This is a genomic window from Falsiroseomonas oleicola (assembly GCF_019029495.1).
Taxonomy (GTDB): domain Bacteria; phylum Pseudomonadota; class Alphaproteobacteria; order Acetobacterales; family Acetobacteraceae; genus Falsiroseomonas; species Falsiroseomonas oleicola.
The window spans coordinates 243,724-267,748 of record NZ_JAERQM010000007.1 but is presented as its reverse complement, the minus strand read 5'-3'; the positions used below and the strand labels follow the sequence as shown (position 1 = coordinate 267,748).

The 24,025-nt window shown below is 70.0% G+C and carries 20 protein-coding genes and 1 pseudogene; 3 read left to right on the top strand and 18 right to left on the bottom strand.

The features are described from left to right. The first annotated feature begins 17 nt into the window (after window positions 1–17). Entirely contained in the window at window positions 18–1,697 is a 1,680-nt protein-coding gene (locus tag JJQ90_RS21960) for an ArnT family glycosyltransferase (protein WP_216878408.1), read from the top strand. After that, on the top strand, window positions 1,694–2,296 hold the full coding sequence (locus tag JJQ90_RS21955) for a DedA family protein (RefSeq protein ID WP_216878407.1): 603 nt from the start codon (window positions 1,694–1,696) through the stop codon (window positions 2,294–2,296). Before JJQ90_RS21960 ends, JJQ90_RS21955 begins: the two co-directional genes overlap by 4 nt. On the opposite strand, the gene JJQ90_RS21950 is transcribed toward JJQ90_RS21955, so the two are convergent. From JJQ90_RS21950 to dnaK, 14 genes and pseudogenes are all read right to left on the bottom strand, one after another. Continuing rightward, entirely contained in the window at window positions 2,244–2,594 is a 351-nt protein-coding gene (locus JJQ90_RS21950; protein ID WP_216878406.1) for a hypothetical protein, read from the bottom strand. The genes JJQ90_RS21955 and JJQ90_RS21950 overlap by 53 nt on opposite strands. Before the next feature lie 128 nt (window positions 2,595–2,722). Continuing rightward, window positions 2,723–3,061, bottom strand: coding sequence for a 30S ribosomal protein S15 (rpsO, locus tag JJQ90_RS21945; protein WP_216878405.1), 339 nt, complete (start codon window positions 3,059–3,061; stop codon window positions 2,723–2,725). 21 nt (window positions 3,062–3,082) lie between these two features. After that, window positions 3,083–4,069 carry a tRNA pseudouridine(55) synthase TruB gene (truB, locus tag JJQ90_RS21940; RefSeq protein WP_329959496.1) on the bottom strand — a complete coding sequence of 329 codons (987 nt, stop codon included), beginning with the start codon at window positions 4,067–4,069 and terminating at the stop codon, window positions 3,083–3,085. Beyond that, window positions 4,066–4,605 carry a 30S ribosome-binding factor RbfA gene (gene rbfA, locus JJQ90_RS21935; protein ID WP_216878404.1) on the bottom strand — a complete coding sequence of 180 codons (540 nt, stop codon included), beginning with the start codon at window positions 4,603–4,605 and terminating at the stop codon, window positions 4,066–4,068. Before rbfA ends, truB begins: the two co-directional genes overlap by 4 nt. 123 nt (window positions 4,606–4,728) lie before the next feature. After that, complete coding sequence (infB, locus tag JJQ90_RS21930; protein WP_216878403.1) at window positions 4,729–7,710, bottom strand: translation initiation factor IF-2; 2,982 nt, start codon at window positions 7,708–7,710, stop codon at window positions 4,729–4,731. Between the two features lie 184 nt (window positions 7,711–7,894). Further along, a complete protein-coding gene (locus tag JJQ90_RS21925) occupies window positions 7,895–8,566 on the bottom strand; it encodes an RNA-binding protein (protein WP_216878471.1) in 672 nt (223 codons plus the stop codon). Between the two features lie 196 nt (window positions 8,567–8,762). Beyond that, window positions 8,763–10,337, bottom strand: a pseudogene (nusA, locus tag JJQ90_RS21920) (transcription termination factor NusA); the annotation flags it as partial. A 10-nt stretch (window positions 10,338–10,347) separates the two neighbouring features. Further along, window positions 10,348–10,992, bottom strand: a complete 645-nt coding sequence (gene rimP, locus JJQ90_RS21915) for a ribosome maturation factor RimP (protein WP_216878401.1) — start codon at window positions 10,990–10,992, stop codon at window positions 10,348–10,350. A gap of 263 nt (window positions 10,993–11,255) precedes the next feature. Next, window positions 11,256–12,872, bottom strand: a complete 1,617-nt coding sequence (locus tag JJQ90_RS21910; RefSeq protein ID WP_216878400.1) for an imm11 family protein — start codon at window positions 12,870–12,872, stop codon at window positions 11,256–11,258. A 200-nt stretch (window positions 12,873–13,072) separates the two neighbouring features. Further along, window positions 13,073–13,786 carry a tRNA (guanine(46)-N(7))-methyltransferase TrmB gene (gene trmB, locus JJQ90_RS21905; protein ID WP_216878399.1) on the bottom strand — a complete coding sequence of 238 codons (714 nt, stop codon included), beginning with the start codon at window positions 13,784–13,786 and terminating at the stop codon, window positions 13,073–13,075. A gap of 124 nt (window positions 13,787–13,910) precedes the next feature. Further along, window positions 13,911–15,098, bottom strand: coding sequence for a methionine adenosyltransferase (gene metK / locus JJQ90_RS21900; protein ID WP_216878398.1), 1,188 nt, complete (start codon window positions 15,096–15,098; stop codon window positions 13,911–13,913). Between the two features lie 135 nt (window positions 15,099–15,233). Next, entirely contained in the window at window positions 15,234–16,007 is a 774-nt protein-coding gene (gene dapB / locus JJQ90_RS21895; RefSeq protein ID WP_216878468.1) for a 4-hydroxy-tetrahydrodipicolinate reductase, read from the bottom strand. Window positions 16,008–16,302: 295 nt separating this feature from the next. Next, window positions 16,303–17,460: a molecular chaperone DnaJ gene (dnaJ, locus tag JJQ90_RS21890; protein ID WP_457851894.1), complete on the bottom strand. Its 1,158-nt coding sequence runs from the start codon at window positions 17,458–17,460 to the stop codon at window positions 16,303–16,305. 98 nt (window positions 17,461–17,558) lie between these two features. After that, window positions 17,559–19,487, bottom strand: coding sequence for a molecular chaperone DnaK (gene dnaK / locus JJQ90_RS21885; RefSeq protein ID WP_216878396.1), 1,929 nt, complete (start codon window positions 19,485–19,487; stop codon window positions 17,559–17,561). A gap of 260 nt (window positions 19,488–19,747) precedes the next feature. Here dnaK and JJQ90_RS21880 point away from each other — a divergent pair, with 260 nt between their 5' ends. Further along, window positions 19,748–21,085: a DUF3422 family protein gene (locus JJQ90_RS21880; RefSeq protein ID WP_216878395.1), complete on the top strand. Its 1,338-nt coding sequence runs from the start codon at window positions 19,748–19,750 to the stop codon at window positions 21,083–21,085. Here the strand turns inward: JJQ90_RS21880 and JJQ90_RS21875 are convergent. The 4 genes from JJQ90_RS21875 to ribA all read right to left on the bottom strand — a co-directional run bounded on the left by JJQ90_RS21875 (window position 21,051) and on the right by ribA (window position 23,893). Further along, window positions 21,051–21,647: a hypothetical protein gene (locus JJQ90_RS21875; protein WP_216878394.1), complete on the bottom strand. Its 597-nt coding sequence runs from the start codon at window positions 21,645–21,647 to the stop codon at window positions 21,051–21,053. The two genes, JJQ90_RS21880 and JJQ90_RS21875, sit on opposite strands and share 35 nt — an antisense overlap. A 110-nt stretch (window positions 21,648–21,757) precedes the next feature. Then, entirely contained in the window at window positions 21,758–22,264 is a 507-nt protein-coding gene (locus JJQ90_RS21870) for a L,D-transpeptidase family protein (RefSeq protein ID WP_230410880.1), read from the bottom strand. Continuing rightward, on the bottom strand, window positions 22,257–22,619 hold the full coding sequence (locus JJQ90_RS21865) for a hypothetical protein (RefSeq protein WP_216878393.1): 363 nt from the start codon (window positions 22,617–22,619) through the stop codon (window positions 22,257–22,259). The genes JJQ90_RS21870 and JJQ90_RS21865 overlap by 8 nt, the downstream gene beginning before the upstream one ends. A gap of 86 nt (window positions 22,620–22,705) precedes the next feature. After that, the gene (gene ribA, locus JJQ90_RS21860; protein WP_457851893.1) at window positions 22,706–23,893 is read right to left on the bottom strand and encodes a GTP cyclohydrolase II RibA; all 1,188 of its coding nucleotides are present in this window, start codon (window positions 23,891–23,893) and stop codon (window positions 22,706–22,708) included. Between the last annotated feature and the right edge of the window lie 132 nt (window positions 23,894–24,025).

The window sequence follows — 24,025 nt, the reverse complement described above, 5'->3', positions numbered from 1 at the left end:
ATGCTAGGGCCACGCGCATGCAGGCGCTCCGCGATTTCCTCGACCGGCTGCCGGAGACGCGGCGTCCGCTTCCCTGGCTGGCCTTGCTGTGCCTGCTGCTCTGGCTGCCGGGCTTCTTCGCCTTGCCGGCCGGCGACCGCGACGAAAGCCGTTTCGCCCAGGCCAGCCGCCAGATGGTCGAGACCGGCGACCTGGTCCGCATCCGCTTCGGCGAGGTCGAGCGCAACAAGAAACCCGCCGGCATCCACTGGCTCCAGGCCGGATCGGTGCGGGTGGTGGAGGCCTTCCGGCTCGGCGATCGCGGCGACATCTGGGCCTATCGCATTCCCTCCCTGGCCGGTGCCTTGCTGGCGGTGCTGGCCACGGCGCATTTCGGCCGGGCGCTGGTCGGGCGGCGTGCCGCCTTCCTCGGCGCGGCCATGCTGGCGGGCTGCTTCGTGCTCGGTGTCGAAACCCATATCGCCAAGACCGATGCGGCGCTGCTCGGCGCCATCGTGGTGGCCATGGGGTTGATGGGGCGCGCCTATGTGGCGCCGGCAGGCTTTGGCGCCGGGGCGGCCGCCACCTTCTGGCTGGTGCTCGGGGCGTCGGTGCTGCTGAAGGGGCCGATCGGGCCGCTGGTGCCGCTGCTGGCGGGCCTCACGCTGTTCGCCGCCGACCGGGGCTGGAAGACCGGCGCCCCCTGGCTGCGCGCGCTGCGCCCGGGCTGGGGCGTGCCGCTGATGGTGCTGGCCGCCGCCCCCTGGTTCATCGCCGTGACCATCGCCACCGAGGGCCGTTTCCTGACCGAGGCACTCGGCGGCGACATGCTGAGCAAGGTGGGCGGCGCCGATGAGAACCACTGGGGACCGCCCGGCTACTACCTGCTGAGCTTCGGCATCGCCGCCTTCCCCGCCGCCTTCCTGGTGCTGCGCGCCGCCCCCGGCGCCTGGGCGGACCGCCTGCAACCCGGCACGCGCTTCCTCCTCGCCTGGGCCGTGCCGGTCTGGCTGATGTTCGAGGCGGTGACCACCAAGCTGCCGCACTACGCCATGCCGACCTATCCGGCGCTGATGCTGCTGGCCGCCGCCTGGGCGCTGGACCCGCTGCGCCAGGCGCCGCCGCGCTGGCTGGCCTGGCTTTCCAGCTTCGGCGCGGTGCTGACGGCCGCCGGGCTCGGCATCGCCTCCGCCCTGCTGCCGGTGCTGGCGGATGGGCACGTCGACGCGCTGGCGCTGCTCGGCCTGCCGGCGGCGGCGATCTTCGCCTGGGGCCTGCTGCGCATGCTGCGGGAAGGCGCGCCGGCCCGCGCCGCACTGCTCGCCGTGCTGCTGGCGGTGCCCTTGCAGGCGGTGGCGCTGGGCGCCGTGCTGCCGCGGCTGGAGGCGCCGTGGATTTCCCCCCGCCTCGCCGCGCTGGTGCGGGACAGGGCGCCGGGCCTGCCGGATGCGCGCTTCGGCGTGGTCGGCTATCACGAACCCTCTCTGCTGTTTGCGCTCGGCGGCGACATCCGGCTGCTGCGCGACGGCGCGGCGGCGGCGGCGTTCCTGGCCGATGAGGCGGGGCGGGTGGTGGCCATCGCCGACCGCCAGGAAACCCCCTTCCGCGCCGAGGCCACCACGCGCGGCCTGCCCCTGCGCGAGCTGGGCATGGTGGCCGGCTTCAACTATTCCCGCGGCCGCAGGGTCGCGATCACGCTGTACGGGATTGAGCCATGATCGAATGGGTGACGGGCGTGGTCGCCGCCGGCGGCTGGCCGGGCGTGCTGGCGCTGATGTTCCTTGAGAACCTGTTCCCGCCCATCCCGTCGGAGGTCATCATGCCGCTGGCCGGCTTCGTCGCCGCGCGCGGGCAGATGTCCCTGACCCTGGCGCTGATCGCCGGGGTGGTGGGCACGCTGCTGGGCAATGTTTTCTGGTACGAGCTGTCCCGCGCCATCGGCGCCGACCGCATCCGCCCCCTGGTCGGCCGTTACGGCCGCTGGTTCGCGGTCGGCGAGGAGGATCTGCGCAAGGCGGAAGCGACGCTCGAAAAATACGGCCCCTTCGCTTTGTCCTTCGGCCGGCTGCTGCCGGGCATCCGCACCGTCATCTCGATCCCCGCCGGGCTGATCCGCATTCCGCGCGCGGTGTTCTACCTGTGGACCGCGCTGGGCAGCGCCGTCTGGATCACCTTCCTGACCTTGGCCGGCTATTTCATGGAAGACCGCTACGACCAGATCGAGGGCTGGCTGGAACCGCTGGCCTATGTCGTCGTCGGCGGCTTCATCGCGACCTACGTCTGGCACATCTGGACCACGCGGGTGCGTAAGCGCTGAGCGGTCCGGCAACCCAGAGGTTTGGTATCCCCCGGCCGCGCGGCGGTGGCCTGGGCGGTGCCTCCGCCATCAGGGCGATGGCCACGCCGATCTGCACGGCGGTGAAGGTCGAGCCCAGAAAGCCCCAGAGCAGCACCACCGGCCACCAATGCCCGGCCGCGCGCAGCAGCAGCGCCCGCGCATCGCCCGGGTCGGCGACCAGAAGGCCCAGCACGGCCAGGCCGGCAAGGCCGAAGCCCACCAGCATCTGAACCAGCAGAAAGCGGATCAGCCCAGGCAAGCCTTGCCAGTGTCGCATGGCGGGCGCCTCCGTTGGCGAGGGTCAGCCCGTCCAACGCCGCGCCCCGGGCGGCGGTTCGGCCCGCAAACGAAAAGGGCCAGGGAGTTTCCTCCCTGGCCCTTTCGCAGGCGCGATCTCGCGAAAGATCAGCGGCGCAGGCCGAGGCGCCCGATCAGGGTCTCGTAGCGCTTCTGGTCCTTGCGCTTCACATAGTCCAGCAGGCCGCGGCGCTGGCCAACCAGCACCAGCAGGCCACGCCGGCTGTGGAAATCCTTCGGGTGGGCCTTCAGGTGTTCCGTCAGCATGGTGACGCGGGCGGAGATCAGGGCGACCTGAACCTCCGGGCTGCCCGTATCGCCCGGCTTCGTGGCGTATTCCTTGATGATCGCGGCGCGCGCCGCATTGTCCGTCGCCGCGATGATCTTGGGCGCGGGCTTGGCGGCCGGCGCGGCGGCGGGCTCGGTGGTCTCGGTCGTCGTCGACATCATCTATCCTCCGGATCGGGGTTAAGCCACGTCCGCGGTCAGTTGCCCGGAATCGAGCTGGATCAGCCTTTCGGGCTGCATCCAACCATTCTCCAGCCGGCACAGGCCGAGCAGACGCTCCCCCGCCATCGCGCGCAGCAGGCCCCCTTCGGGATCGGCTTCACGGGGAACGCGCCCCATCAGGTCCACAAGGCTGATCGCCTGGCCCTGATGAAGGCGTGCGGCCTCCTCTGCCGTGACGGCCAGTGCCGGGATGTCGGCCAGCGCGGTCGTCACCGGAAGCAGGAGGTCCGGGGAAGGGGGAGGCGTATCGCCGGTTACGAGCAGCGAGTCCAGGGGAATCGCATGTTCCTCCCGGAAAGGCCCGACCCGCAGGCGACGCAGGGCTGTGATATGGCCGACCGAGCCCACCGCCTTCGCCACGTCCCGCGCCAGGCTGCGCATATAGACGCCCTTGCCGGATTCGACGTGGAAGATGGCGGTGTCCGCATCCGGGCGGCTGATCAGGTCGAAGCGGTCGATCCGCGCCGGGCGGGCGGCGATCTCGAAGACCTGGCCCTCACGCGCCAGGTCATAGGCCCGCTCCCCGCCGATCTTGATGGCGGAATAGGCCGGCGGCACCTGCATGATGTCGCCGCGGAAGCCGGGCAGCACGGCCTCGATCTCGGCATCGGTCGGGCGGACATCGCTGGTGGCCACGACCTGGCCATCGGCATCGTCGGTGTCCCGCGCCTCGCCGAATTTCAGCGTGAAATGATAGGTCTTGGTGCCGTCCATCACATAGGGGACGGTCTTGGTCGCGGCGCCGAAGGCCACCGGCAGCAGGCCGGTCGCCAGCGGGTCCAGCGTGCCGCCATGCCCCGCCTTCTGCGCATCGAAGGCGCGCTTCACCTTGTTCACCACATCGGTGGAGCCGATGCCGGAGGGCTTGTCGACGATCAGCCAGCCATCCAGTTCGCGGCCCTTGGGCTTCTTGGAACGATGGCGGTGGCGGTTGGGCTGGTTCACGGTTCTTCGGAGTCCTTGGTGGCTTGCGCGGTCCCCGCGGGGGTCGGTTCGGCAGGGGTCGGTTCCGCGGGCTTCGCCAGATCCTGCTGGACCACGGGTTGCTGCATCACCTTGCTGATATGCATGGCGTATTCGAGCGCGGTGTCGGGTTGGAAATGCAGCTCCGGCGCCGTGCGCAGCCGCACGGCCTTGGCCACCTGGCTGCGCAGGAAGGGCTGGATGCGCTTGAGGCCGGCGAGCTGCGCCGGCGACAGGTCGCGTCCCAGCCCGCTGACGAAGGCGGTCATGTGCTGGAGGTCGGGGGAGGCGCGCACCTCCGTCACCGTCACCTTCAGATCGAACAGGTCGGGGTCGCGAAACTCCTCCCGCGCGAAGATGGCGGACAAAGCGTGGCGGATTTCCTCCGCCACGCGCAGTTGGCGCTGGCTCGGCCCCTCCGCGCCGCCCTTGCGGGGGGCGGACTTGGTGGCGCGAGGCAGCGCGGGTTTCTTGTCGCGCCGCGGGGCATCCGCGGCATCGCGGGTCTTGCGGGCCATGTCGGGCAGTTCCTTGGATCGCGTGATTCAGACTTTTCGGTGTGTCCACCTCAAGTCATCACGCTTTAACGAGAAAGGGGCGCGGCCTGTCGGCCGCGCCCCCCATCTGCGGCCAGTGGAGCGTCAGAGCGTGCCGGCGACCGTCTCGGTCTCGTAGCACTCGATCTGGTCGCCGACGCGGATGTCGTTGTAGTTCACGAAGGACATGCCGCATTCGTAGCCGTTGGTCACTTCCTTCACATCGTCCTTGAAGCGACGAAGCGTGGAAAGTTCGCCCTGGTGGATGACGGTGCCGTCGCGCAGCAGGCGCACGCCACAGCCCCGCTTCACGACACCCTCGGTCACGCGGCAGCCCGCCACATTGCCGATGCGCTTGACCTCGAACACCTGGAGGATCTGGGCGTAACCCAGGAACTTCTCACGCTGCACCGGCGCCAGCTTGCCGCGCACCAGGTCCTCGATGTCGTCCGCCACCTCATAGATGATGGAGTAGTAGCGGATTTCCACGCCGTCCCGCGTCGCCAGGTCGCGCGCCTGGGTCGTAGCGCGGACGTTGAAGGCGACGATGACGGCGTTGGACGCCTTGGCGAGCTGGATGTCGCTTTCGGTGATCTGGCCGACCGCCGAATGCAGCATGCGCACCCGCACCTCGTCATTGCCGAGCTTGCCGAGCGTGACGGAAATCGCTTCCGCCGAGCCCTGCACGTCCGCCTTGACGACGACGGCCACTTCCTTCTGCGCGCCCGCCTGGATGCGGGCCAGCATGTCGACCAGGCTGCCGCGGCCGGCGGAAACCGCCGCCACCTGCTTCTCCCGCAGTTTCCGGGTCCGGAACTCCGAGATTTCGCGCGCCTGCGTTTCGTCCTTCACCGCGACGAAATTCTCGCCCGCGGTGGGAACGCCGGACAGGCCAAGCAGCTCGACCGGCAGGGACGGGCCGGCTTCCTTCACCTGGCGGCCCTTGTCGTCGAGCATGGCGCGAACCTTGCCCCACTCGGCGCCGGCCACGACGATGTCGCCGGTCTTCAGCGTGCCCTTCTGCACCAGCACGGTGGCCACCGGGCCACGCCCGCGGTCCAGCCGGCTTTCGATGACGGTGCCCTCGGCCGCACGGTTCGGATTGGCGCGCAGGTCGAGGATTTCGGCCTGGAGCGCGATGCCTTCCAGCAGCTTGTCGAGGTTGAGCTTCTTGGTCGCGGAGACCTCGATCTCCTGCGTCTCGCCGCCCAGGCTCTCGACCACGATCTCGTGCTGCAGCAGTTCCTGCTTCACGCGCTCCGGCCGCACGCCTTCCTTGTCGATCTTGTTGATCGCCACGATGATCGGCACATTGGCCGCCTTCGCATGGCTGATCGCCTCGATCGTCTGCGGCATGACGCCGTCATCGGCCGCCACCACCAGCACCACCATATCCGTCACGCTGGCGCCACGGGCGCGCATGGCGGTGAAGGCGGAGTGGCCCGGCGTGTCGATGAAGGTGACCTTCTGCCCATCGGGCAGCGTCACCTGATAGGCGCCGATATGCTGGGTGATGCCACCGGCTTCCCGCGCTGCCACATCGGCCTTGCGCAGCGCATCCAGCAGGCTGGTCTTGCCGTGGTCGACATGGCCCATGATGGTCACGACCGGCGGACGCGGCAGCATGTCGGTATCGACATCCACCTCGCCCTCCAGGCCGATTTCCACGTCGCCTTCCGCCACGCGGCGGATGCGGTGGCCGAATTCCTGCACCACCAGCTCCGCCGTATCGGCGTCGATGGACTGGGTCAGGGTGGCCATGACGCCCATGCGGAACAGGGCCTTCACCACTTCGCCGCCACGCGCGGCCATGCGGTTCGCCAGTTCCTGCACGGTGATGGCTTCCGGCACCACCACGTCGCGCACCACCTTCTCGGCGCCCGAACGCAGGCGCTGCAGCTCCTGCTGCCGGCGCTCACGTTCGCGGGCACGGCGGACGGAGGCGATGGAGCGCGTGCGCTCATCCTCGCCCTCGATCGCGGCGGAGACGTCGATGCGGCCGTCGCGGCGACGATCGCCACCCGGCACCAGCGACTTCTTGACCGGCGGCATGACCGCCTTCTTCACGGCACCGGCCGGGCCGGGCATGCCCGGGCGGCGCACGACGCCGCGCGGCGCCTCCTCATCCTCGGCGGAAGGCGTGCGGGCCTTCAGCGTCAGCTTGGCGGCAGGCGTATCGCTGGCCGGCGCGGCGGCCGGCTTGGCGCTGGCCACGGCGCCCGGCGGACCACCGGCGGCACCCTGGGGCGCGGCGGCGGGCGGCGGGGCGGCGCGACGCGGGGTGAGCGCGGTCGGCACCGGCCCGGGGCGGCCGCTGCGCAGCGGCTGCGCCATCGGACGCGGCAGCACGGGCATGCCCGGCCGACCGGCCGGCCGCGCCGGCTCGGCGGCGCGGGGCGCATCCGGGCGGCGCTGCGGCGCGGGCGCCTCGGCCCGCACCGGCGGGGCGGCAGGCTGCGCCGTGACGGGCGCGGCGGGCGGCGCGGGCTCCGCGGCCTCGATGGCCGCCGACTCCTCAGCCTCCACGGCCGGCGGTTCGGCCTTCGGCGCGTGCCGGGCTTCCTCGGCGGCGCGGCGCGCGGCCTCGGCGGCGGCTTCCGCGGCCTCCTCGGCCTCACGGCGCTCATCCTCGGCGCGGCGCGCGGCTTCCTCGGCGGCGGAGCGGAGCTGAAGCGCCTGGCGCTCGCGCTCATCCCGCTGGCGCTGCGCCTCGGCGCGGCGCTGCTCCTCGAGCACCCGCTGGCGGGTGGCGAGTTCGGCCTGGGTCAGCGGCCGTCCCGCCGCGGCAGGCGGCTTGCCCGCCGGGCCGGAGACCTGGGGCCGCAAGGTGGCGCCCGCGGGGCGGGGCGCACCAGCGGCGCGCGGCGCGCCGGGGCCTGCCACACCGGGCTTGGCCGGTGTCGGTGTCGCCGCCGCGGGGGCGGGCGCACGCTTCTTCAGGACCTCGACCTGCACCACCTTGCTGCGGCCATGACTGAAGGACTGGCGCACACTGCCAGCATCCACCGTCTTGCCCAGTTCCAGGCGCCCCCCCGGTCGGAGGGAAAGCCGGCCCTTGGCCGCATCCTGGTCGTTCTGGTCGCTCATCCGCCGATCCGAACCTGATCTTTCGTCCGTCATGTCCAGCCGCGCATTAAACGCGACACCCTGTGCTGCCGCGCGAACGCGGGTGAAGTCGTAACCGCACCCCGTAACCGTGGAGCACAGCGATCAAAGGACCCTTGGCCAAGACCAAGCATCCATCCCCGGTCGCCGCCGGGGGGCGGTCCGCCTAGGGCAGCGCCGGAGGAACTCCCCCTGCTGGCGCCCTGCCCTTGCTCCCGGCTGCGGCGGCGACGCCCGCGAGCCGTGCGGCTTCCGCCGCGATCGCCAGCGCCAGTTTCCCTGGCGCCACCGCAACATGCACCGCCTGGTCGCGCCCGAACAGCGCCCCAAGCTCCGCGCCGGTCAGCGGGGTTACCGCTGGCACCTGCCGGAGCCCCACCAGACGGGCCCTTTCCGCCGCGCTGCCGTCCGAAGCCTGGACCAGCAGCGCCACGCGCCCCTTCTGCAGCCATTCGAGGGCTGCCTGCCACCCGCTCACCGCCTGACCGGCACGCCGCGCCAGACCGACAAGATCGCGGACCCGCCCCTGCAGGCCGGTCTCGATTCGCGCGCGAAGGTCGGGGGGCACGTGCACCGCACCACGCGCGGCCTTTGCGAAGGCCCCACGGGTTGCGGCACGTTCTAACACATCGGCCCGGGCGCTCAACCACATTCCCCGGCCGGGCAGCCTTGCGCTGAGGTCGGGGACCACTTCACGCGCCGGCGACAGCACGAAACGCAGCATCACTTCCTTCGGCAACCGCTCCCGCGTCACCATGCAGCGGCGCAGCGGGCCGGTCTCCGGCTCCTCCACCGCATCCTCGGCCCCGTCCGCCTCATCCAGCGGCGCGGCCGGCAAGGGCCGCAGCAGGGTCGCGATGTCGGGCGCGGGCGGCTGTGCGGGCGCGTCAGGTGCGGGCTGCGTCGTCCGGCTCTCCCCCGGCTTCGCCAGACTCCGCTTCGCCAGACTCGACTTCGCCGGATTCGCCTTCGGCTTCGCCGAGGGATTCCGCCGCGTCTTCGTCGCCTTCGCCCTCGGTCCCTTCTGCGTCGTCAGCCGCTGCTTCTCCATCTTCGTCATAGCCATCCTGCGCGGCGGCCAAGGCGCCGACCACATCCTCATCGCCGAACCAGCCGGCGGATTGCCGCGCGGCGAGGATCACGGCATTCGCCGTATCCTCATCCACCGCGTCGCTGCCGAGGATTTCCACCAGCTCGTCACCGGCCAGGTCCGCGAGGTCCTCCAGCGACTTCACACCCTTCTCGCCCAGCGCCACCAGCATGGCGGGAGAGAAGCCGCCGACCTCGGCCACCGCATCCTCCACGCCCAGCTCGCGGCGCTTGTCGTCCATCTCGCCTTCGCGCTTGTCGAGGAAGGCCTGGGCGCGGCGCTTCAGCTCCGTCGCCACATTCTCGTCGAAGCCCTCGATCTCGGCGAGTTCCTCATCATCGACGTTGATGATGTCCTCGATCGAGCCGAAGCCCTCGGTCACCAGCAGCCCGGCGATGACGTCATCGACGTCGAGGCCCTCGACGAACAGCCCGCTGCGCTTGCGGAAATCTTCCTGCCGGCGCTCCGATTCCTCGGCCTCGGTCAGGATATCCACATCGTAGCGCGTGAGCTGAGATGCAAGGCGCACATTCTGGCCGCGGCGGCCGATGGCCAGCGAGAGCTGGTCGTCCGGCACCACCACCTCGACGCGCCGGGCGTCGTCGTCCAGCACCACCTTGGTGACCTCGGCCGGGGCGAGCGCGTTGACGATGAAGGTGGCCTGGTCGGGCGACCAGGGGATGATGTCGATCTTCTCGCCCTGAAGCTCCTGCACCACCGCCTGCACGCGCGACCCGCGCATGCCGACGCAGGCGCCGACGGGGTCGATGCTGCTGTCGCGGGAGATCACGGCCATCTTGGCGCGGCTGCCGGGGTCGCGCGCCACCGCCTTGATCTCGATGATGCCGTCATAGATTTCCGGCACTTCCTGCGCGAACAGCTTGGCCAGGAAGCCCGGATGCGTGCGGGACAGGAAGATCTGCGGCCCGCGCGGTTCCTCACGCACGTCGTAGATATAGGCGCGCACCCGGTCGCCATTGCGAAAGGCCTCGCGCGGGATGGTCTCGTCGCGGCGCAGCAGGGCCTCGGCCTTGCCAAGCTCGACCATCAGGTTCCCGTATTCGGTGCGCTTGACGACGCCGTTGATGACCTCGCCGACGCGGTCCTTGTATTCCAGGTACTGCTTGTTGCGCTCCACCTCGCGCACGCGCTGCACGATCACCTGCTTGGCGGTCTGCGCGGCGATGCGGCCGAAATCGATCGGCGGCAGCGGGTCGATGATGAATTCGCCGGTCTTGATGCCCGGCTTGATCTTCTGGGCGATACGCAGGCTGAGCTGCGTCGCCTCATTCTCCACCGGCTCGGCATCGACCACTTCGGTCCAGCGGGAGAGCTTCACCTCACCGCTCTTGCGGTCGATGACGGCCCGGATGTCCTTCTCATGGCCATACTTGGCGCGGCCGGCCTTCTGGATGGCCTGCTCCATCGCCTCGAGCACCTCGTCGCGCTCGATCATCTTCTCGCGGGCGACGGCATCCGCCACCAGCAGCAGTTCCGGGCGCGCGATCGCGACATCCATCGCCATGGCGTCAGTTCCTCTTCGGGGTTGAGCGGCGCCGGGGCGGGGCGGGCGGGGCTTCCTCCTCCTCCACCTCCGGCACTTCAGCGGAATCATCTTCCAGAACCGGCGGCTCCAGCGCCGCGCGGCGGGCATCGGCGACGGCGGCGAGCGCCGCGCTGTGCTCGATCAGCGCATCGGTCAGCACCAGCTTGGCACGGCGGATATTGCCCCGCGGCACCACCACCTCCGTGCCATCCTCCAGCCGGAGGCGGGCCTCATTGGCATCGGCGCCGAGCACGATGCCGCGCAGCCGCCGGCGATTGTCCTGCGGCACCTGGAGATCGACGCTGGCGAGCTGGCCGGCATAGCGGTTCCAGTCCTTCGCCCGGGTCAGCGGCCGGTCGATGCCGGCGGAGGAGACCTCCAGCGACCATTCGCTGCGAATCGGGTCCTCGACATCCAGCACGGCGCCGACGGCGTGGCTGATGATCTCGCAATCCTCGACCCGGAACGTCGCCTCATCGGCCCGGTCGGCCATGATCTGCACCACCGGCCGTTCCTTGCCGCTGACCTGCACGCGCACCAGCTCATAGCCGAGCTGGCCCAGCGTGGGCAGGATCGCCGTGGCGATGCGGGCCTCAAGGCCCTCGTGATGGGGTTGGTCGTCGTCCATTGGGTCGGTTCCAGGCCGACGAGCCCGGGGGCCGGGGAGCGGCCAACAAAAAAGGCGGCCCGGTTAGGGGCCACCTCCCGGACAGGTCGGAAAGCGATCTCGTGGTTCTCATATAGCCGCCGGCCTGGGTGGCTGCAAGCGGAGTCAGGCCAGCCAAGACGGGGGCAAGGCCGGGGAGAAGGTATTCTCCCCGTACCCCTCATCTATTTTTGTGGATTGCGGCGGAAGATCCACCAGATGGGTGGCGCGCGGCCTGGGGAACGTCACGCCTCCTTCCCCCGTTTGCGCTGCGGCTCCAATGACATCGTGTGCCAGCCGCGATCGCCCCAGGCGAAGCCGGGGCCGGTGATGCCTTGCGCAACCATTGCCTCCCGCAATGCATTCGAAACCCAGATCGGACCGCCGCCGGGCAAGCGGCGGTCACGGAACAAATGCGTGCTGTCGGGCAGCACCTCGTCCCGGAGAAGATAGCGGGGCACATCGTTCCCGTCGGGCTTGGTCCATTCCAGGCGGAGGACGCCTTGCCAGCCAGATATCCAACGCCAGCCGCTGACCTCGAGGTCCACGGCCGGGATGTCGCGCGTGGCCTCGAACAGGTGGAAGCTGCCTTCCAGCACCACCTCTCCCGTCGCGAGCGTGATTTCAACGGGATGGGTATCGACGCCCTCAGGCTCGAATTCCCGCATCAACGCCGCGGCCTTGTTGGAGACGATCACCATGGTCCCAAGGAATGTGGACCCTATGACATCGCCTATCTGCTCCGCCCTACGCGCGCGGGACTGAAAGCGGATGGGCGTACCCATGGCCTCTGGTGTGCGCAGCCTGTCCCAGCCCCGCCCGCCGCCCCATCCGGCCTCTCCAAAATCACCACTCAACGGCGGATGCGCCGGGTTGGCGCGAGCCGGGTAGGTCAGCGCCGGCTTGTCGCCGCGCAAGCAGGTTGAAGAAAGCGAGACGAGCATTTTGGAATAGCGCCGCATCGCCGTGCCGGCATGGCGTGCATCGGCTGCGGCCCGCTCTGCTCGGTACGCGACGCCCGGGTTGGTCGAGGCGGTTGCAGTCGTCGCGGTTGGCTTGGCCTCATCCACCTCCATCGTCAGGCGATAGACCAGTCCAGGCATGCCGGGCCAGGCGCCCAGCCGGACCCGGCCGCGCTCCGTCTCGCTGAACCCCACGATATCTCCATCCCGCAAGGTCGGTATCTGCCGCATCAGACGGTCTGCAACGTGCATCGCCCGCCAATGCAGGTCTTCCGGTGGCACGACATTGGTTGGCTCTACCACCAGATCATGCCCGATAAGAGCATCCAGCCCGCGCAATACGATCCCAAACGCCTGTCCGGGTCCGCCGAACAGGTGCGGGTGTAGCCAAAGCCTATTGTAGGCCAAGGCTCCTACAAAATCCGCCGCCCTTGCCGCGGGCTGAAGGACGCCGGAGGTCGGCCAGTAGACGGCGATTGCGCTCGGCATCGCGGCAACCACGGCCGCGGCGATCTCGGTCAGCGTGAAGGCGACGGTAAAGCCGTCTCCACGGGGGCTCTCATCGGTGGGCTCGACGGGGGCGATGATGAGGTGCGCGGCGTGCCGTCGGGTGGCCTTACCCGCCTCCGGCCACCAACTGGCTTGCGCGGCAGCGGCCTCGATGACGCTGTCGGGCACCGGGTGGTCCACACGAAGGATCGTGTATGGGATATTCATGTATAGAAGGACGAGGGGATTGCCAGATTTCCGCGTGCCTGGAGCAAGCCTGGCTGGTCGGCCATTGCGGAAAGAAGACGTGATCCGCCCCGCCGGGAGGCTGGCTGTTGGCTCGGACAAGATCACTACGGCGTGGATGCGGAACATGCGTCGTCGATCTTCTTGCCCATCAGGCGCCGACATCAGACGGTGCTTATACGGAACATTCGACATCATGGGGCAGCGCTACGGCGGCGTCGACACCCCGCCATGGACTGACCCGCCGGCAGCCATGCTCGTGGAGCGGCAGCTCTCCTCAAGCAGCCAAAGATCCTAGGCCGGCGCCCCGTCGCAGCTTGCAGAAGCGAGCGGTGAACGTGGGCCAATGGCAATCGCCGCGCTGCTCAGACCCTCTGGAAAATCCACCAGATCGGCTGCCGACCCTCGCGCCGCGCCTTCGCCTCATACCGCGTGCCAGGCCAGCCCGCCGGCCGTTCCGCGTCGTGGCGCTCCGCCTGGGTGAACAGGGACTGGTCGGCAAAAACCTCCGTCACCCAGGCCTGGTAGGTCGGGTCGTCGCTGGCGATGCGCCATTCGCCGCCCGGGCGCAGCACGCGGGCGACCAGCGGCAGCATCTCGGGATGCACGAAGCGGCGCTTGGAGTGCCGGGATTTGGGCCAGGGGTCGGGGAACATCAGCATCAGGCGGTCCAGCGCGCCCTCCGGCAGCAGGCCCAGCAGGTGGCGCGCATCCTGCGGCCACAGCTTCAGGCTGGGCGGCAACGGCCCGGTCGCCTCCTCGCCATCCGGCACCAGCCGGGTCAGCAGGGAACACAGCCCGTTCTCAAAGACCTCCGAGGCGATGTAGGCCACATCCGGATGCGCCCGATGCTGCTCGAGCGCATGCTCGCCGCCCCCGAACCCCACCTCCAGCCACAGTTTCGCACCCGGCATGCCGAAGGCGGCCAGGGGGTCGCTGGCCATCTCGGGCAGCAAGCGCAGCCGCGGCAAGGTGGCGTCCAGCAGCAATTGCTGGCGCGGCCGCAGCTTGTGGCCGCGCTGGCGGCCATAGAGCCGGTCGGGCACGCCCTCGGCCAATGGCGGACGGTCTGCGGTCATCGGGGCCTCAAACGAAAAGGGGCGACGGGCCTGCGCCCGCCGCCCAACAGACAAGACCGGCCGCGCCAAGGCGCGGACGGGGCAGGCAGGACCGGCCCACGCCAAAGCGCGGGCCGGCCGAAAGTTACCGGTTGAAGGCGCGGCGGATCTCGTCGGCGAGGTCCGTCTTTTCCCAGGTGAAGGTGCCCTTCTCGGCATCCGGCGTGCGGCCGAAATGGCCGTAGGCGCTGGTCACCGCATAGATCGGGCGGTTCAGATGCAGATGCTCCCGGATCCCGCGCGGGGACAGGTTCATCAGCCCGTCCATCACCTTGGCCAGCTTCACCTCGTCCACATCCTTGCCCGTGCCATGCAGGTCGAAATAGACCGACAGCGGCTTGGAGACGCCGATCGCGTAGCTCACCTGGATCGTGCACTTCTCCGCGAGGCCGGAGGCGACGACGTTCTTCGCGACGTAGCGCGCCGCATAGGCGGCCGAACGGTCGACCTTGGTCGGGTCCTTGCCGCTGAAGGCGCCGCCGCCATGCGGGGCCGCGCCGCCATAGGTGTCGACGATGATCTTGCGCCCGGTCAGGCCGCAGTCACCATCGGGGCCGCCGATGACGAAGGTGCCGGTCGGGTTCACATACAGCTCGTTGTCCGGGCACATCCAGCCCTTGGGCAGGCTGCTCTCGATGATCGGGCGGATCATCCGCTTGATCTCGGCCTGGTCGAGGCGTTCCTCGTGCTGGGTCGAGACGACGACGCTGGTGGCACCCACCGGCTTGCCGTCGACATACTTCAGCGTCACCTGGGACTTGGCGTCCGGCAGCAGCCCTGCCACGGCCACGTCACCGGCGCGGCGCATCTCGGCGATGCGGCGCAGGATCAGATGGGCGTAGTACAGCGGCGCCGGCATCAGTTCCGGCGTCTCGGTGCAGGCATAGCCGAACATGATGCCCTGGTCGCCGGCGCCCTCATCCTTGTTGCCGGCCGCATCCACGCCCTGCGCGATATGCGCGGACTGGGCATGCAGGTGGCATTCGATGTTGGCGTTCTGCCAGTGGAAGCCGTCCTGCTCATAGCCGATGTCGCGGATCGCCATGCGCGTCAGATGCATCAGCAGGTCGGGGGTGACGCTGCCGGGGCCGCGCGTTTCACCGGCCAGCACCACGCGGTTGGTGGTGACCAGCGTCTCGCAGGCCACGCGGGCATAGGGGTCGGCCGAGAGATAGGCGTCGAGAACGGTATCCGAAATGCGGTCCGCCACCTTGTCCGGGTGGCCTTCGGAGACGCTTTCAGACGTGAAAAGGTATTCGCCCTTGTCGCGCATGGCGTGGTTCGGCCTCTTGTCGCGTGAGGGCCGGTTCGCCCCGGCCTGGCTCGTTCGACCCGGCGGATCCGGGATAGGGCCGTATTGCAGTGCGGTGTGGCGGGGTCAAGGCAGACGGTTACTGGCGTCCCGCCTTCAGCGCATCCCCAGCACATCCATCATCGAATAGAGCCCCGGCGCCCGCCCGTGCAGCCACAACGCCGCCCGGATGGCGCCGGAGGCATAGGCGCGACGGTCGAAACTGCGATGGGTGATGGCGATCTGCTCGGTGCCGGCGGCGAAGATCAGCGTATGCTCGCCCACCACCTGGCCGCCACGCAGCGCGGCGAAGCCGATGGCGCCGGTGGCGCGCGCCCCTGTATGGCCATCCCGCCCACTTTCCATGCCAGCCGCTTCCAGCGTCGTGCCCCGGCCCTTCGCCACCGCGCGGCCCATGGCCAGCGCGGTGCCGGAGGGGGCATCCACCTTCTGGCGATGATGCATCTCGACGATCTCGGCATCGTAGCTCTCGGGCGGCAGGGCGGCGGCCAGCTTCTCGGCCAGGGCCAGCACCAGATTGACGCCGGGCGCGAAATTCGCGGCATGCAGGATCGGAACGCGCGCGGCGGCCTCCGTCACCGCCCGTTCCTGTGCCGGCGAGAGGCCGGAGGAACCGAGCACCAGCGGCTTTCCGTGGCGCAGCGCGCAGGTGGCATGGGGCACCGCCTCATCGGCGTGGGTGAAGTCGATCACCACGTCACTGGCGGCGAACAGCGCATCGGCATCGGGCAGGATGGAAAGGCCCAGGGGTGCCGCGCGGGTGCTGCCCGGGCGGAGTGTACCACCCGCGAGGCTGGCACCGGCCTGGGCAACTTCCCCCACCAGCAGGCTGCCCATGCGCCCGGCCATGCCGGCAATGCCGATTCGGATCATACCGCCCCCCACGCGAAAAACCCGGACGCTGCGCGCAGCATCGGGTCAAGGTCAAGATTGAAGGAGGGGGGCAGGCGGCCGCGCGGATGGGACCTTGGGGGGGGTAACGCGCCGCCGCCTGCCTCTGGCCGATCGCAGGGGGGGACTTGCGATGGGTTGCAGGACAAACGGCGCGCACCTGCCCGGGTTCCTGGCGGGGATCAAAAAAACCGGGACTGTTGCCGCGGCGCCGCTTTTGGCGCCCTGCCCGCCCCATTCGCGGCACCTCGCAGCGATTGGGGCGGACAGGCTCCTAGCGGCCCAGCCCGTCCCAGAACTCCTTCACCTTGGCGAAGAAGCCCTCCGTTTCCGGGTTGGAACGGCCGGTCTTCTCGCTCTCGGCCTCGAACTCGGCCAGCAGTTCCTGCTGCTTCTTCGAGAGGTTCTGCGGCGTTTCCACCGCCACCTGCACATACATGTCGCCCCGCGCGGCGGAGCGGAGGACGGAAAAGCCCTTGCCGCGCAGGCGGAACTGGTCGCCGGTCTGCGTGCCGGCCGGGATGGTGACGCGCGCGCGGCCGCCATCGATCACCGGCACCTCCACCCCGCCGCCCAGGGCCGCCTGGGTCATCCGCAGCGGGACGCGAACGAAGATGTTGGCGCCATCGCGCTGGAAGATGGCGTGCTGGCGCACTGCCACATCGACATAGAGGTCGCCGGAGGGCGCACCGCGCAGCCCGGCCTCCCCCTCGCCGGACAGGCGGATGCGCGTGCCGTCCTCGACGCCCGCCGGGATGGTCACGGCCAGGGTGCGGTCGCGCTGCACCCGGCCCTGGCCGGCGCAGACCTTGCAGGGGTTCTTGATGATCCGCCCGCTGCCGGAACAGGTGGGGCAGGTGCGCTCGATCAGGAAGAAGCCCTGCTGCGCCCGCACCTTGCCAGCGCCGTTGCAGGTCGGGCAGGTCTGCGCGGCCTGCGCCGCCGGCCCTTCGCTGCCGGTGCCCTTGCAGGCCTCGCAGACGACCGATGAGGGCACGCGGATGGTCTTCTTCACCCCCGCATAGGCCTCCTCCAGCGAGACCTCCACCTGGTGGCGCAGGTCGCTGCCACGGCCGGCGGCGGCACGCGCGCCGCCCCGGCCCCGGCCCAGGCCGCCGAACATCTCCTCGAAGATATCCTCGAAGGCGCCGCCGAAGGGGTTGCCGCCCATGCCGGCGCCCCCGCCGCCGCCACCGCCGCCCTGTTCGAAGGCGGCGTGGCCGAAGCGGTCATAGGCGGCGCGCTTCTCGGCGTCCTTCAGGATGTCGTAGGCCTCGTTGGCCTCCTTGAACTTGGCCTCCGAGCCCGCATCGCCCTTGTTGCGATCCGGATGATGCTGCATGGCGAGCTTGCGGTAGGCCTTCTTCAGGTCCTCCTCGCTCGCATCCCGGGCGACGCCCAGAACTTCGTAATAGTCGCGCTTGGCCATGATCCCGTGGGTCCTCGCGGGGCGGCGTGGTCAACATGGCAGCGCCCGGCTTCTTGCGAAGCCGGGCGCGCCGCTCAATCAGATCCGAAGAAGACCTGGCGTCAGGAAGGCTTCTTCTTGGTCGGGTCGACTTCCTCGAACTCGGCGTCCACCACCTTGTCGTTCGGGTTGCCGCCCGGGCCGCCCGCCGCGCCCTCGGCACCGCCGCCGGCCTCGGCCTGGGCGGCCTGCGCCTTGTAGAGCGCCTCGCCCAGCTTCATCGAGGCCTGGGACAGGGTCTCCTGCGCCTTGGTGATGGCCTCCACATCCTGGCCTTCCATCGCGGTGCGGGCGGCGGCGATGGCCGATTCGGCCTCCGCCTTCTCGGCCGCCGGCAGCTTGTCGCCATTCTCGCGGATCGTCTTCTCGGTGGCATGCACCAGGGCGTCCAGGCCGTTGCGGGCCTCGACCGCCGCGCGGCGCTGCTTGTCGGCCTCGGCATTCGCCTCGGCGTCCCGCACCATCCGCTCGATATCCGCGTCCGACAGGCCGGACTTGGCCTGGATGCGGACCTGCTGCTCCTTGCCCGTCGCCTTGTCCTTGGCGCTGACGGAAACGATGCCGTTGGCGTCGATGTCGAAGGTCACCTCCACCTGCGGCACGCCACGCGGCGCCGGCGGCAGGCCGGTCAGGTCGAACTGGCCGAGCAGCTTGTTGTCGGCGGCCATCTCGCGCTCGCCCTGGAACACCTTGATGGTGACCGCGGACTGGTTGTCGTCGGCCGTCGAGAAGACCTGCGACTTCTTCGTCGGAATGGTGGTGTTCCGGTCGATCAGCCGCGTGAACACCCCGCCCAGCGTCTCGATGCCGAGGCTCAGCGGCGTCACGTCCAGCAGCAGCACATCCTTGACGTCGCCCTTCAGCACGCCGCCCTGGATCGCGGCGCCGATGGCGACCACCTCATCCGGGTTGACGTTGCGCGCGGGCTCCTTGCCGAAGAACTGCTTCACCAGTTCGATGACCTTCGGCATGCGGGTCATGCCGCCGACCAGGATCACCTCGTCGATCTCGCCGGCGGTGACCTGTGCATCCTTCAGCGCCTGCTTGCAGGGCTCCAGCGTCTTGGTGATGAGATCATCGACCAGCGCCTCCAGCTTCGCGCGGCTCAGCTGCATCACAAGGTGCTTCGGCCCGGAGGCGTCGGCGGTGATGAAGGGCAGGTTCACCTCGGTCTGCTTGGAGGAGGACAGCTCGATCTTCGCCTTCTCGGCGGCTTCCTTCAGGCGCTGCAGGGCGAGCTTGTCGCCGCGCAGGTCGATGCCCTGCTCCTTCTTGAACTCGTCCGCCAGGTAATCGATCACCCGGGCGTCGAAGTCCTCGCCGCCGAGGAAGGTGTCGCCATTGGTGGACTTCACCTCGAAGACGCCGTCGCCGATCTCCAGGATCGAGACGTCGAAGGTGCCGCCGCCGAGGTCGTAGACCGCGATGGTGCCGCCCTTCTTCTGGTCCATGCCATAGGCAAGCGCGGCCGCGGTCGGCTCGTTGATGATGCGCAGCACCTCGAGGCCCGCGATCGCGCCGGCTTCCTTGGTCGACTGGCGCTGGGCGTCGTTGAAATAGGCCGGGACGGTGATGACCGCCTGCGTGACCTTCTCGCCGAGATAGGCCTCGGCGGTCTCCTTCATCTTGGTCAGGATGTCGGCGCTGATCTGCTGCGGCGCATAGGCCTTGCCGTCTGCCTCGACCCAGGCGTCGCCATTGGCGGCGCGCACAATGGAATAGGGCACCAGGCCCTTGTCCTTGTTCACCATCGGGTCGTCGAAGCGGCGGCCGATCAGGCGCTTCACGGCATAGAGCGTGTTGGTCGGGTTGGTGACGGCCTGGCGCTTGGCGGACTGGCCGACCAGACGTTCCCCGTTCTTGGCGAAGGCGACCATGGAGGGGGTGGTACGCGCACCCTCGGCGTTCTCGATGACCCTGACGTCCTTGCCTTCCATGATGGCGACGCAGGAATTGGTGGTGCCGAGGTCGATGCCGATGACCTTGCTCATCCGAGTCTATCTCCTATGCGGCGGACGGGGGCGGCCCATGGATCGAACGACCCTTCGGCACCGCACCCGCCCCCTGATCCGTGACGGATGCGGGTTGGGTGGTATTGCGGCCAGACCGGGGACGCCCCGGAATTCCGCGCAACCGTCATGTATTCAGGCGGAGCGGGGTGGACAAGACCCGAGGGCGATCCGCGCCCTGGAAAGACTCGGCTTTTTGCCCGAGGCATCGGGCGGGCTTTGCGGTAGGATGCGCCAGCGACATGATCCAGCACCTCCCCCCCCATCCGCAACGCGACCTGCTGACAGGCGAATTGCATGCCCGCCCAGCCCTGCCACTCGCCACGCCCGTGGCGATCAGCCGGCTTGCCATGGTGGGGGCGCCGGGCGGGGATCGGGGCGCGGCCATCGCCCATCTCGCGCTGCTCTGCCGGCGCTATGGCGTCACCCCGCCCGCCGTGGGGGCCGATTTCGTGCTCGCGGATTTCGGCGCCTTCCGCCTGCGCTATGAGCGCCACACCGAATTCGACGGCTGGACCTTCCTGCGCCCAGTCTTCGAACGCCCGGTCTTCGAGGCGGAGGCGGAGGATCCCTTCGCCACGACCGCCATCGCCGCCGTGCCGACCGACTGGCTGGCCGCCCTGCCCGGCCACACCCTGGTTGCCGCCCATATCGCCGTGCTGCGCGGCGATGCGGCGCCGGAGGCGCCGCCCCCCGGCTGCTTCACCGAGGACAATCTGGCAGGCGCCGCCCTGGCCGGCGGGGCCGCCACCGCCTGGACGGATTTCCGCGCCGGGCCGGACGGCTTCAGCCGCATCCTGCTCCAGGACCACGGCCTGACCCCGGCGCTGGCGGGCCGCCTGGCCCAGGCGTTGTGGGAGATCGAGACCTACCGGCTGCTCGCCTTGCTGGCCCTGCCCCCGGCCCGCGCCGCCTCCGCCGAGCTGGGCCGCGCCTCTGAACGCCTGGCAGCGCAGACCGCCCGCCTCTCCGGCCTGCATGAATTGCAGGCGGAGCGGGAGGCGCTGGAGGAACTCAGCGAACTCGCCACCGGCATCGAGCAACTGGCCGCCGCCACGGCGGATCGCTTCTCGGCCTCCCTCGCCTATCACGCCTTGGTCGGGCAGCGGCTGCAGGGATTGCGGGAGGAAAGGCTCGCCGGGCTGCCGACGCTGGCCGAATACCTGGAACGCCGGCTGGACCCCGCCCTGGCCACGGTCGCCGCCACCGGGACGCGGATCGCCAGCCTGTCGGTGCGCTGCGGCCGGGCGGTGGACCTGCTGCGCGCCCGCGTCGCCGTGGCGCAGGAGGCGCAGACCCAGAAGCTGCTCGCCGCCATGGCGGAGACCGGCCATGCCCAGCTCCGGTTGCAGGAGACGGTGGAGGGGCTGTCGGTGGCCGGCATCAGCTATTACGTGCTGTCGCTGGCGGCCTATGCCCTGAAGCCGTTGCCCTGGCCGATCGGCAGCGTGCAGGTGGAGCTGGCGCTGGCCGTGCTGGTGCCCGTGGTGGCGGCTTTGGTCTGGCTGCGGATGCGCCGGCGGCGCCGCGGCGGGGCGGCACCGTTCAGCGCAAAGTCATCCGCAGCCCGAGACCGATGAAATCCGACCCGCTCCGCTGCGGGGCGATGACGCCGAAGATGCCGGAGCGATGGTGCAGCCGCGGCACCAGGGCGAGATCGGGCAGGGCGGCATGGGTGAATTCTGCCTCGAAGGCCAGGTAGTTCAAGAATTTGCGCCGGCGCAGCCCATTCACCGCCCCCTCATGCGCCGGGCGCGCCAGGGCGTAGGAGACACCTTCCGCCACCGCCAGATTCAGCCGCATCGGACCGGGCAGCGACAGGTCCGGCGAACGCCAGGCCAAGGCGAGCGTCGCCTCCGTGTGATGTTGCAGGCCGGCATGCAGGCCGAGCTGGCCCTCCAGCTCCAGAGACCCGCCATCCAGAAGCCGGCCCAGCAGCGGCAGATCCAGGCGCAGTTCCGGCAGCAGCACATGGCTGACCGCCAGCGAGGTGAAATGCGCGTCCTGCACGTCGAAATCGCCGCCGATCAAGCCGCGGGGCGACATCCATTGGCCGCGATAGGCCGTGACGAACCAATCGCGGTCCCTGGTAGTCATGGCCGCCGCCGGCGCAGCCGCACCGAGCAGGGCCGCGAGGCTCACGCCCATCACCCCAAACCGCACCATGCCACCCCCTGCCCCATCCCGATGACAAAGTCTGGGATGGCCGGGGGTCGCAGCGGCGATCTTCACCTGTCCGCGAGCAGGGGGCGCTACAGGACCGCGATTCCCCGCAGGCCGCGCGCCAGCACGGCCCGCAGGTCCCGCCCCTCCAGCGCGACACAGCCCTCGGTCGGGGAAAAATCCGGGCGGGCGAGATGCAGGAAGATGGCGCTGCCGCGGCCGCGCTCCACCGGCTCGTCATTCCAGCCCAGCACGCCGATCACGTCATAGACCGCATCGTCGCGCCACAGCACCTCATGCCGCCCACTGAAGGGCAGGCGCACCGGGCGGTTATAGGCGCGGTCGGCGGCGTCGTCGCACCAGCCATCGGCCGGGTCCAGCGGCTCCACCGCCACGGCGCAGGCCGGCGCCGGGCCACGATCGGCGCGGTAGAGCACGCGGCGCAGGGGCAGCCGCGCCGCCGGCGTCGCGCCATCGCCTTCCTGCTTGCGGGTGGCCGGCACCACGCCGCCCTTGCCGAGCGCGCAGCGCAGCGTCTGTCCCTCGAACCGGAAATGGCCTTCCGGCGTCACCACGGCCCAGCCGGCGTCATCCAATGCGAGAGGTCTCCGTAGCGCCCTGGGCGGGGCTGCGATTGGCGGCGGTGAATTCCTCCAGCGCCGCGAAGACCGCGGTGGAGAGCATGCCGATGGGCCCACCCAGGACGCCCGCGCCCAGCACGCGCAGGGCTGGATTGACCTGTTCCCCCGTCACGGCCCGGTAGATCGTGCCGACCACGGGCAGATGCTGCAGGGGGTTCAGGGCATTGAGCATCTCCTGGAAGCTCAGCGTGCTGGGCACCGGGACATGTTCATCGGGCCCCAGGCGGGGCAGGATATCCTGCTCGGCCGCAGGGCGGGCGGCGGCGGATCGCGTGGTGGGCGGCGAGGTGGCGAGGGGGGTGACGGTCATGGCGGCCGATCCTTCGAGGTCGCGCGAAGCAGGTTCACGCGAAGCCCAGCAAGCACCGTGCCGCAAGCACCGTGCCGCGCCCGAGGTCAGGTCAGCAGATGGCCGAAGCGGCGGGCCTTGGTCTCCAGATAGCCGTCATTCACACCGTTCGCGTCGAATTGATGGGCCTCCCGGCCCTCCACCTCGATGCCGCAGGCGGTGAGGCCGGCGATCTTGTCCGGATTGTTGGTCAGCAGCCGCACCCGCCCCACGCCCACGGCGCGCAGCATTTCGGCCGCCACCCAGAAATTCCGCTCATCCGCGCCATAGCCCAGCGCCCGGTTGGCATCGAGCGTATCGAGCCCCTGATCCTGCAGGGCATAGGCCCGCAGCTTGTTGACCAGGCCGATGCCACGTCCTTCCTGCGCCAGATACAGCAGCACGCCGCCAGCCGGGTCGGCGGCCATACGCTTGATCGCGCCGCGCAACTGCGGGCCGCAGTCGCAGCGCAGGCTGCCCAGCAGGTCGCCGGTGAAGCATTCCGAATGCACCCGCACCAGCGGCACCAGGCCGGGTTCCGGCACGGTGCTGTCCACCAGGATGGCCAGATGCTCGATCCCGCCATCGGCGGCGCGGAAGGCGATGATCCGCGCCTCCGGCGCATCCTCCAGCGGGACGCGGGCCTCCGCGACCCGGGTCAGGCTGGTGGCGGCGGCCACCGGGTAGTCGAGCACATCGGCCGCGGCGACGGACAGCAGGCCAAGACGCCGCGCAACGGCCTCCGTCGCCGGCGCCACCACCAGGGCCGGCAGCAGGCGGGCCAGCTTCGCCAGGGCAATGGCCGGAAGGGCGCATGGCGGCATGGCCGCGCGCTCCGGCTGTTCCGGCAGCAGTCGCTCCGCGGTCGGATCGGCCAGGGATTTCAAGGCGGCCGGGTCGAGCAGGGCAGGCGGCAGGCGCAGTGCGACCGCTCCCATCTCCGCCGCGCCGGTGCCAATGGCGGGCGCGCCGAGGCCCTGCGGCACGGGCCGCTGCAGGACCGCCGCCGCCCGGACCGGCGCCAGCAGCAGCACCGGCGTGGCGCGCGCCACCTCCTGCAATTCCAACAGGCTGCGCGCCGAGACGACCTCGGCCGCCGCGACCACCAGCGCACCTTCCGGACCGGTCAGCAGAACAGGTGTGCCGCGCCGCAACTCGCTGGCGGCGCGGTGCACGGACCGCAAGGCCTGCACCCGAAGGTCCGGCAGAGCGGCATCATCCGCGCCGGCGGGGCGCTTCGAAGCGAGGGGGGCCATGTTGCTCATTCTGGTTCTGGCGTTCCGTAGGCTGCCATTGACGAAGCCGAATGTGGCGCGCCAAAGGCGTTTGAAAGGGGGGGCCGCCACAAGAAAAACCGGATCGCCCGGCAGAACCCGCGGCGGCATTGC